This window comes from Sedimenticola hydrogenitrophicus, from assembly GCF_029017505.1.
Classification (GTDB): domain Bacteria; phylum Pseudomonadota; class Gammaproteobacteria; order Chromatiales; family Chromatiaceae; genus Sedimenticola; species Sedimenticola hydrogenitrophicus_A.
This window is the reverse complement of record NZ_JAQGEI010000063.1, coordinates 1-11,581: the sequence shown is the minus strand read 5'-3', so window position 1 is coordinate 11,581 and position 11,581 is coordinate 1. Positions and strand designations below refer to the sequence as shown.

Below are 11,581 nucleotides of genomic sequence, written 5' to 3'. Positions count from 1 at the left end.
GCAGCGTGACGCCGGTGACGTCGACACCCGCACTTTCATTACCGTCCGGATCAAACACTGTCACACGTATGGCGTGTCCCGAGGCGGGCGACAGTCCGGTGATGGAATGGCCGGTGGTGCCCGCACCGAGCTCCACGGGCGGATTGGCATCCACGTACACGCGGTACCCGGCCACGTCTGTGTCGCCGGAAGCTGTCCAGTTGACGGTCAACCGGTCGGCGAAGGAGTCAACCTGGAGATTGGTTACCTCCGCCGGGGCGACGCTGTCCGCGGGCGTGACGCTAACCGGGGTGACACTGCTCACCGCGTTGTTCAGTGTGTCGGACGCCACCACCGCGAAGTAGTAAGCCTGCCCGCGCTCCAACCCGTCGGCGGTGTAGCTCCTCTGTCCGGCTGGTACAGTGGTGAGCGCCGTCGCCGCAGCCGTGTTCGCAAAAGGTGCGGCGGCGATATAGACCGTGTAGTGTTGAATATCGTTGCCGTTGGCCACCTCGTCGTAGCCGCTCCAGTCGAGCGTGACCCGAGTCCCATCGCCCACTCCGTCGGCCGTCACCGGCACCGGTCCCGGCGCGGTGTTGTCGAAGGTGATGCGCACCACGCTGGGCACACTCTCGTTGCCCGCCTGATCCCGGGCGGTAAAGGAGAGGGTGTTGAGCCCAGTGGCAAGCGGCACCGTATAGGACCAGCTGGTTCCGGCGGTGTTGGACACCACCTGCTGGCTGTTCAGCTGGATGGCGCTGTAGGCCTCCTTGGTGCCCGAGACCAGTTGCTGGTTGATATTGGTCACCGCGGGCGGCTCGTTGACCACGGGTGCCACCGGGGGCATCTGATCGATGGTGAAGGTGCCCGCAAAGGGCGCCGATTGCAGGCCGACGGCATCCCGAAGCTGCGCGGTGATCTGGAACACGCCTTCGACGAACTGGATGTCCGGCGTGAACACCACCTTGGTCGAGCTTGAGGAGAGGACGCCGGTCAACGGCACGCCGTTGCGCGCCACGCTCACTGTGGAGCCCCCCAGATCCAGACCGCTGCCGCTCTCGGTATATCCAATCAACACCGACGACGGCACGGAATTAAGATAGCTGTTGCTCGCTGGCGTGATGCCGCTGATCACCGGCGCAATGCTGTCGACGAAGAAGCGCACTGTGACGGAGGCGGAGCGGTTGCCGCCGGCATCCCGGGCGTGGACAACGACGTCGTTGGCCCCCTGGTTCAGAGTCAGGCTGGTGTTCCATGGCCCGCTGCCCACTGCGGCGATCTGCATATCGTTGATCCAGATCGAGGTGTTATCCTCCCGCATGCCTTCCAGAGTTACGGTGTTGGTCGGCACGTAGTTTATGGTAGGGGCAATCGGGTGGTTGGTGATGGCGGGCGGATCCGCCTGCAGCTCGAATGAATACGCATTGGTGGCCGGGTCCATCAGGTTGCCGTCCACGTCTGAGACACCGCTGACATCGACCCGTAGCGTTCCCTTCATGGCCGTGGTGAGCGTGATGGGCGGTGTCGTGTAGGTATCGTTGGGATGGACCGTTGTCGACCAAGCCCCGCCACCGGCTACGGTGGGGCTGGTCCCCTCTAATGCCACGATGGCAACTTGGATGCCACCGGTGGTTTCGACGGTGCCGCTGAACTGTAGGATGACCCGATACTGATCGGTGGCTTGAACCGGGCTTGCCATGTTGCCATGGGCATCAATCACGCGCGGTTGCACCGTATCGCTCAAGGTCAGCGAAACGGTGTTGTTGATGCTGTTTCCGACGGTATCGGTCAGTTGCAACGACGGCGTTACCACCTCACTGCCGCTGATAGTGAATCCTTCGGTCACGAAGACCGTCACCTGGGTGAAGGTGGTATTCCAGTTGATACGGTTCACCGTGCCGTATAGCAGGCCCGCCGGGGAAAGATTGGCGTTGGCCTCTGTGGTATTGTTCGACAGCGAACCGGGGATCATCGGTTCGTTGAAGGTGAACGCGTAACTGTCACCCACCGAGACGCCACCATCGCCATTCGCGTCATCGAATTTCACGCTGAGGAAGGACGGAGGCGTATAATCGCGCCCGGCCAAGAGGCCTGTGCCGGTCACCGAGTTTCCGCCCACGTCGGTCACGAAGCTGCTAGGGATGACACGCTCATCACCCTTGATCGTGAAGCCCGCCGTCACCTCCACGGTGAGTTCGCGGCGATCGACACTCCAGGTCACAATGTTGAGATCGCCGTAGCGCATCCCGCCTTCCGGCCACAGGTGGGCGTTGGCCTGGGTGGTGCCGGTATTGACGACGATGGTGTCCATCGCCTCGCTGAAACGAAACACGAAGCGATCACCCAAGGTTAGGTTGGTACTGTTGTCGGAATCCAGCCAATCAATTCCCGCCAGAGCGGGTGCGACGGTATCATTCAAAGTCAGTGTCTGACTGCCAACCGTGAAGTTGTTGAATTTGTCCTTGAGCCCGACCGGGGTGACGGTTTCCATGCCGGTGATGGTGAAGCCCTCCGTCACCGTGACGATGACGGTCGTTTCATCTGCGCTCCACCGGCTCTGATTTGTGGTGCCGTAAGCGAGATTCCCGGTAGGCGCAAGATTGGTGTTGGCATCCGTGGTGCCGTCGGCCACGCCGCTCGTGTCCATGGGCTCGGAGAAATTGAAATGGTATTCATCGCCTACGCTCAGCGTGCCGCTGCCGTCCACGTCGTTGAAAGCGACACTCTCGAACTTGGGCGGCGTGAACTCGATCACCTCCTCCATGAGCCACACTTCTGGCACCGCGGCGCGCAGCGACGTGGTGAGATTGTCGTGGATGAACTGCAGGCGTAGGTCGCCCGCGCCGTAATAGGCTTGGGGGATGGAGAACTCGTACTGAACGGGAGACCCGGTCGGCATCTGCATCGCGGGATGCACCGGATTGTCCGCGCCGTCGACGATGCTTTGCAGCACCGCCGCCGTATCGCCGTTGAAGTAGCTTATGCGGATCTTGTAGCGCTTGGCCGGGTCCAAGCCGCTGTAGTCGAGGATGACCCGTTCGGCGTCCCACGCCATTGTGCGGTCCGGGTGTTGGCCCGCGGCAGCCCACTCATCTGACAAGACACCCTGAATAAGGACCGGCTCCGCCATAGGGCCGCTGCTGGAGCTTGCTGCTGCGCTCAGGTTCTTGTAGGAGAACTCCGTTCCAACGGTGGTCTGGTACGGTGCGTAGGTGACGTTGTCGCTGACTTGGTTCCCCGTTCCGAGTGCATTAGTGGTGCCGTGATAGGGGCCGCTACCATCAGCATCCCCCCACCACGATTGGCTGGCATCGATGACGTTGCCGGTAGAGTTGCGCAGGCCGTATGCGCGGTTGACGAATATCTGGTTGTTTGTGGCCGTAGCCCTCGCCCCGTCGACGACCTCGATGCCGTCGGACAGATTGGTCGAGATCCGGTTGAAGGAGATAGTGGGGTTGGACGCCGCGCGCTCTACGCGTATACCGTCCTGGGCGTTGCCCCAGATGCGGCTGCCGATGATCGCCGGCGACGCTTCATAGATTCGTATACCGTTGGTTGAGCTGTTGGAGATCTCGCTGTTCTCCACGGTGATGTCGCTACGATAGAAATAGAGTGCACCACTACCATTGGAACCGGCATAGCGGACCTTGACGTGATCGACGACGGAGAACACATCGAATAAAGAGTCACCGAAGGTGATCCCTCCCCAGTTACCGTTAACAGGCGCGGTGTCACTGCCGTTGCCGTTGGTGTCGCCGCCCGCGGTATCATCATGAATGGAGGTGAAGATGATCTTCTCCTCAACACTTCCGTCTGCTACCAGCGCGCCGTCCACAGAGATCCCCGCACTACCGGAGAACTTAACGATAACCCCTGGATCAACGGTCAGCACCAGAAATTGCGGTATGTGGAGATTGTTGCTGCCGTAAACGACGTACTCCCGGACCTCGTCAGCCATACCTTGTGCCCACGCGCGCAGATGCGTGTCGGACTGTATTGTATTTCCGTGAATACCGATGTAGCGCAGGGTGTTAGGCGTGACGGTATTGGTATCATCCGGCAGACCACTGGCCGGCACGAGCATCGATACGTTATTGCCCGTGATGGTGTTGCGGACGATTGGATGGATATCTCTGGCATCATAGAAGTAGATGCCGTGGTTGCTGTTGTCGGTGATCTGGTTGTCCTCTATCGTCGGTGTCGAATACCGGGCATAGATACCGTGGGCATTGCGGCTGATGATATTGTCCTTGATCAGCAGCGAGCCATGGTAGGCGTAGATACCGTGGCTGGCATGGTCGATGACCGTGTTGCCTTCGATGGTTGGCGCACTTTCTCTGCTGTAAATGCCAATATGGGAGCCATCGCTGATGCTGCTGTTCAGCACGGTGGCGCTGCTCTGATAGAGATAGAGCGTACCGACGGTCCCGGCATTGTAGGCGCCACCGTAGCGGATCACCGCCTGCTCGATCCGCGAGCCGCTGCTGGCAGCGCCCTCCAGGCTTATCCGGCTCCAGTAACCCGGTGTGCCCGTGCTCGGCCCGTTGCCGTTGGTATCGCCTCCGTACTGGTCGTCGCTGAAAGAGGTGAACACCACCGGGTTGCCGTTCTGGCCTTGCGCCAGCAGCGTGCCATTGACGGTCATGCGCCGCGACCCACCGAACTTCACGATCACGCCCGGTTCGATGCGTAGCGTCACCCCGACGGGTATCGTCAGATCACCGGTCACGACAAACACACCGGCTTTCAAGGTGGTATCGGTTGAAAAGGTACCATTCAGGGATACGTACTCGCTCGAGCTGCCCGTAGGGGTCAGAGATACCGATACGCCTGGGCTCTCGTTCGGAACTTCATCGACTGTGGTCAACTTGAACGTGTAGGTCTGATTGGCGGTCAAACCTGTCACTTGGTAGTTGCGACTGTCCTTGTTCAAGCCAAAGTAGCCGCCGTTGTTGTACACCGGCGCATTGTTGCCGAAGCTGGCTCCGCCGTCGATGGAGAGATAGAGCCGCTGCTCGCGTAAATCCCCTTCGCTGTTGGTGCTGCCCGACCAGGTGAGATACGCCGAGACGTTGCCGCTACCGTCCTGCGCCGCTGTGGCAGCAAAATTGCCAATATCTTCGGGGGCCGTCGTGTCCGCGACATCGCTGCTCAAGTAGGGGCCGCCCTTGATGGAATCGCTGCCATTGCTGGCCTGGTCGACGGTACGAACCATGTAGTAATAGACCACGTCCGCTACCACGCTGGAATCGTCAAAGCGTGTGGTTCCGGCTGGGACTTCACCCAGTTTCGACAGTGACCCGAGAGCCCCATCGCTGCGATAGACTTCGTAGCGTGCCACGTCGTTGCTGCCGGCGCCATCGTCGGCAGAACGAGTCCAAAGCACGCTTAACACTCCGCTGCCCTGCTCCACACCCACCCCGGCCACCGCGGCCGGGGCCGCGGTGTCGACGGTTACGTTGAGCGGACCGGTGGTGGTGCGATTCCCTGCCTCGTCGGTGGCACGGACATGCAGGGTGTAGCTGCCGGATACGGGGTTGTCCCAGCGATAGAACCATTGCCCCGTGGTGCTGAGGGTGCTGACCGGGTGCCACTGAATGGGACCGCCGTTAGCCTGTACCCCGACTTCGACGGCCATAATACTGGAATCGGCATCAGTCGCGCTGCCTCCCACCAGGTGCTCACCGGCACCCAGCAATTGACCATTGATAGGAGCGTCGATCTGGACGACGGGCGGAATCATTTCGCTTGCCGACAACTTGAGCAGATGAACGTCGGAAACCAGCGCCCTGGGTCCGGAGACCGCTGTGAAATTCAGCGACAGGTTGCCGGAGACGATTGCGCCACGCGGAATCAGGTAGGCGTAGCGCGTGGGGTTGGTGATCGGCAAGGGTACGGGTTCATGGATCACCATACCGTTGCCAGTCGTCAGCTTCTGCACTGTGCCGCCGGCATCATTGCTAAGGTAGGTGACAACAAGCAGGTATGCTGCGGCATCCGACAAGCCTGAATAGTCGGCGGTAATGCTCTTGTTTCCGATGTCATGGAGGAACGTCTGGTACGGCGCGCTGCCCCACTCGCTGGAGGCGGTACCGGTGAGCTTGGGTGTAATGATGTTGTAGCCGTAGTGGTAGGTACCGCCCGCGTCAAAGTAGCTGTACTCGGTGCCATCGGTGCGGTAGTCATCGCCCAGCGGGCCGGCGATCACCACCTTCTCACTGATCTCGTCGCCGCTGCCGCCGTAGCTGCCGCCGGGCCCGTCGACCGCACCCCACCAGTTGTCGGTCGCCTCCACGTTGTGGGCGTTCCCCGCGGCGTTGCGGATGCCGTAACCGGCATTGGCGAACACCTCGCTGCCGGTCACCGACACGTTCGCCCCGGCCGTCACTTCCACCCCGTCGTCAAAGTTGGCGTAGATGCGGCTCGCCGTGACCGTCGGACTGCCACTCGACTCGAAGCGCAGCCCATCGCCCGCATTGCCCCATGCCATCACACCCGTCAGCACCGGGCTCGCCTGATAGACCCGCAGCCCGTTCGTGCTGGAGTGGCTGAGCTCGACCTGCGTGAGCTGTGGGGCGCTGCGGTAGGCGTAGACGTTGCCGTTGCCGCTGCTGCCCCCGTAGCGCACCACCGCCTGCTCGAGCACGCTGCCGCTCGACTGGTCGCTGAAGTAAAGCCCCTGCCAGTCGCCATTCGCCGCCTGGCTCGCGTAGCCATCGGCATTGAAATCCCCGCCGTAGGCATCGTCGCGGTGCGAGGTGAAGGCGATCGGCGCGCCCGCCGTGCCCACCGCGTCCAGAGTGCCATGGACCGTCAGCCCCGTGTTGGCGGCGAACTTCAACGCCACGCCCGGCGCCAGCGTCAGGCGCACCCCGCTGTTGACCGTCAGCGTCGTATCGAACTGGTAGCGGTTGAGTACCTGCCCATCCTCCGCGCTCTGCACTCCCAGTGTCAGGTCCCGGGTCAGCCCCCCGCCCAGGATCCACAGCCCGTTGATCTCGTTGGGCACCAGCACGTTGCCGCCGCTGGCCACCGCATCATCGTTTACGTTCGGCACCGCACTGAGCGGCAGCCGTGCCGCACGCTTGTTCCCCGTGATGGTGTTGCCGCTGATCAGCGGCGCACCGCGGTAATCCACGTGGTAGACACCCCACTCACGGTTGTCCTTGATCTGGTTGTCCTCCAGCGTCGGGGTCGCATACTGGGCGTACACCCCGTGCAGGTTGCGACTGATGGTGTTGCCCCGGATCAGGGCCGAACCTCGGTCGTCATAGATGCCGATGCTGGCATTGTCGGCGATCGTGCTGCCTTCGATGCGCGGCGCACTCTGGTAGCTGTGGATCCCCACGTGCGATCCCTGGCTCACCTCGCTGTTCACCACCGACACGTTGGCTCGGAACAGGTACAGGTTGCCTTCGTTACTCCGGCCCCCATAGCGCACCACGGTGTGCTCCAGGCGAGTCAGGAAGTCGATCACCGAGTCCTGGAAGTAGATCCGTGCCCAGTCCCCCGGCGCACCCTGACTCGGACCGTCACCGTTGGTGTCCCCGCCGACGCTGTCGTCGCGGTAGGAGGTGAAGACGATTTTGTTCTCCGCCGTGCCGATGGCATTGAGCGCACCGGCGATGGTCATGCGGGCATCGACACCGAACTTCCAGATCACGCCCGGCTGCAGGCGCAACGTCGCGCCGGAGGTCACGCCGACGGTGCCGTTGAGCTGGTGATATACGAGCGCCGACGAGAGGGTGACATCGCGCGCGAGCCCGTTGCCCAGGATCTCCAGCTGATTGAGGGTGTTCGGCACGAGGGTGTTGCCGGCCTCCGGGCCCGGCAGCGCCGAGGCCGGCAGCCGCGCCGGCTTGTTGTTGCCGGTGATCGTGTTGCCCGTGATCTCCGGGACACTGCGTGCGTCGACGTTATAGAACCCGTAGCCGGTGTTATCGGTGATGGTGTTGCCATCAACCCGCGGTGTGCTGTAATGCGCGTAAATGCCGTTGGCATTGCGACTGATCGTGTTGTCTTTGATCAGCAGTGAGCCCAAGTAGGAGTAGATACCGTGGCTGGCATGATCGATGATCGTGTTGCCTTCAATGGTTGGCGAGCTTTGATTGCTGTGGATACCCACGTGGGAACCATCGCTGATGATGCTGTTCAGCACCGTGGCATTGCTCTGATAGAGGTAGACTGTGCCGGCGGTCCCGCTATTGTAGGCGCCGCCGTAGCGGATCACCGCATGCTCGATCCGCGAGCCGCTGCTGGCACCGCCCTCCAGGCTTATCCGGCTCCAGTAACCCGGCGCGCCCGCGCTAGGACCGTCGTCGTTGGTGTCGCCGCCGTACTGGTCGTCGCTGAAGGCGGTGAACACCACCGGGGTGCCTTCCCGGCCTTGCGCCAGCAGCGTGCCGTTGACGGTCATGCGCCGCGACCCACCGAACTTCACGATTACGCCCGGTTCGATGCGCAGCGTCACCCCGGCGGGCACCGTCAGATCGCCATTGACGTGGTACACGCCCACCGCCCAGGTGGTGTCCGCGCTCAGGGTGCCCGAGACGGTGGTGTAGGCCGTGTCGCTGGGGATGAGGTTGCCGGTCTGGGCACCGGCACTGAGGTTCGCCGGCGAGGCCCCGTCCTGGGTCCGGATCCGGAACCGGTACCCGGTGCCGTTGTTCAGTCCCGTGGCCAGGTAGTGATCGGTGGCCTGCCCCAGGCTCAGGGTGGTGCCGTCATTGTAGGCCGGTGCGTTCGTGCCCCAGGTAGCACCGCCGTCGCCCGAGATATCAAGCGCCTGGTCGACCAGGTCGCGCGCCGAGTCCACGCTGCGGGTCCAGCTCAGGTACACGAGGCCGCTGCCCGGCGTGCCGCTCAGGTTGGTGACCTCTTCGGGCGGAGTGACATCGGAGAGCGTGTTGTCGATGGCCGCCACCGGGCCGTAGATGCCCGAAGGTGCGCGGTTGCCCGCCAGGTCCACCGCGACCACACGGTACTCGTAGTCGGTGCCGGTCACCGCCGCGGCATCGGCGAAGGCGCTGATCCCGGCCACCACCGAGCCCTGCTCGGCGAATGCCCCGCCCAGCGCCCGGCGCTCGATGAGGTAGCCGGCCACGTCGTTGCTGCCGGCTCCGTCGTCGGTCGACGGCGTCCAGCTCAGGCTGATGCTGCCGCCGCTGTCCTGGGGCGTGTCATGAACCGATACCGCGGTCACCGCCACCGGCGGCGCCTGGTTGACCACCACCGCCAGGGTGCTCGGCGACGCCTGCGTGTTGCCCGCCCAATCCGTGGCCCGGGCATGCAGGGTGTAGCTGCCGTCGGCCGGCAGACTCCAGCGATACCACCAGTTGGCGTCGCCATCCAGTTGGCTCACCGGGTGCCAGGCGATCGGGCCGCTGCCGCTGCTGACCCCGAACTCGACGTTCAGCACGCCGCTGCCCGTCGCGTCGCTGGCGCTGCCGCGGATCAACACCTCGCCACCGTTGAGGTGTGCGCCGGCGGCCGGTGCACTGAACGCTGCACTCGGTGCCGTGGTATCGGTCCCGTCGCGCGCCACCAGCCACACTTGAGAGACCGTGGCGCGATAGCCGTTCTCGCGGATGAAGTTCAGTCGCAGCTGGTTGCCGCTGTATGCCTCCGGCGCCAGCGCATAGCGGTACAGAACGGGCCCACCGCGCGGAACGACCACTGCCCCGTGGATGGCCTGCTCCACCCCGTCGGTCAGCCGCTGCACCGTGCCGCCGATCCCCGCGGTGTCATCCGGGTTGTAATAGGTGACCAGCAGGTCGTAGCGCCCGCTCGCGGCCAGCGTGCCGTACTCCAGGATCACCCGCTCGAAGTCGTAGAGCAACGACTGGGTGGCCGCGGTGCCGAACTCCGTGCTCGCCGTCCCCTGCGGGACCGACGGGCCCGCCAGGCTCCCCTCACTCGTGTTCGACCCGGCGTTGAAGTAGCTGAACGCCGTGCCGCTGCTGCGGTAGTCATCGCCCAGCAGGCCGGCGATCACCACCTTCTCGCTGATCTCGTCGCCACTGCCGCCGTAGCTGCCGCCGGGCCCGTCGACCGCACCCCACCAGTTGTCGGTCGCCTCCACGTTGTGGGCGTTCCCCGCGGCGTTGCGGATGCCGTAACCGGCATTGGCGAACACCTCGCTGCCGGTCACCGACACGTTCGCCCCGGCCGTCACTTCCACCCCGTCGTCAAAGTTGGCGTAGATGCGGCTCGCCGTGACCGTCGGACTGCCACTCGACTCGAAGCGCAGCCCATCGCCCGCATTGCCCCATGCCATCACACCCGTCAGCACCGGGCTCGCCTGATAGACCCGCAGCCCGTTCGTGCTGGAGTGGCTGAGCTCGACCTGCGTGAGCTGTGGGGCGCTGCGGTAGGCGTAGACGTTGCCGTTGCCGCTGCTGCCCCCGTAGCGCACCACCGCCTGCTCGAGCACGCTGCCGCTCGACTGGTCGCTGAAGTAAAGCCCCTGCCAGTCGCCATTCGCCGCCTGGCTCGCGTAGCCATCGGCATTGAAATCCCCGCCGTAGGCATCGTCGCGGTGCGAGGTGAAGGCGATCGGCGCGCCCGCCGTGCCCACCGCGTCCAGAGTGCCATGGACCGTCAGCCCCGTGTTGGCGGCGAACTTCAACGCCACGCCCGGCGCCAGCGTCAGGCGCACCCCGCTGTTGACCGTCAGCGTCGTATCGAACTGGTAGCGGTTGAGTACCTGCCCATCCTCCGCGCTCTGCACTCCCAGTGTCAGGTCCCGGGTCAGCCCCCCGCCCAGGATCCACAGCCCGTTGATCTCGTTGGGCACCAGCACGTTGCCGCCGCTGGCCACCGCATCATCGTTTACGTTCGGCACCGCACTGAGCGGCAGCCGTGCCGCACGCTTGTTCCCCGTGATGGTGTTGCCGCTGATCAGCGGCGCACCGCGGTAATCCACGTGGTAGACACCCCACTCACGGTTGTCCTTGATCTGGTTGTCCTCCAGCGTCGGGGTCGCATACTGGGCGTACACCCCGTGCAGGTTGCGACTGATGGTGTTGCCCCGGATCAGGGCCGAACCTCGGTCGTCATAGATGCCGATGCTGGCATTGTCGGCGATCGTGCTGCCTTCGATGCGCGGCGCACTCTGGTAGCTGTGGATCCCCACGTGCGATCCCTGGCTCACCTCGCTGTTCACCACCGACACGTTGGCTCGGAACAGGTACAGGTTGCCCTGGTTGTAGCGGCCTCCATAACGAATGGCGACATTTTCGATGAATGTAAGACTTTCGGTAACGGTGTCGTTGATGTAGATCCGCCCCCAGTCCCCTGGCGCACCCTGGCTCGGACCGTCACCGTTGGTGTCCCCACCGACGCTGTCGTCGCGGTAGGAGGTGAAGATAACTTCATTACCGGTGGCGCCACGGGCATCCAGCGCACCGCTGACGAACAGGCTGAACCCAGAGTTGAACTTGACGACAGCCCCCGACTCGACCGTCAGTATGATACCGGCTGGAACGGTGACGTCACCCGTAATACGATGAACATCACCCGATGACCACGTGGTATGAGCGCTGAGTGTTCCCGAGTGGTTGACAACTGCCGCAACCGCCTGGCCCCCGATCAGGCAAGCCAA

General features: G+C 63.4%; 1 protein-coding gene. It reads right to left on the bottom strand.

What is annotated here, in order from left to right; genetic code table 11:
* The coding region (locus O9K64_RS22835; RefSeq protein WP_275100433.1) for a right-handed parallel beta-helix repeat-containing protein at nucleotides 1-11,581 on the bottom strand (11,581 nt) is incomplete at both ends.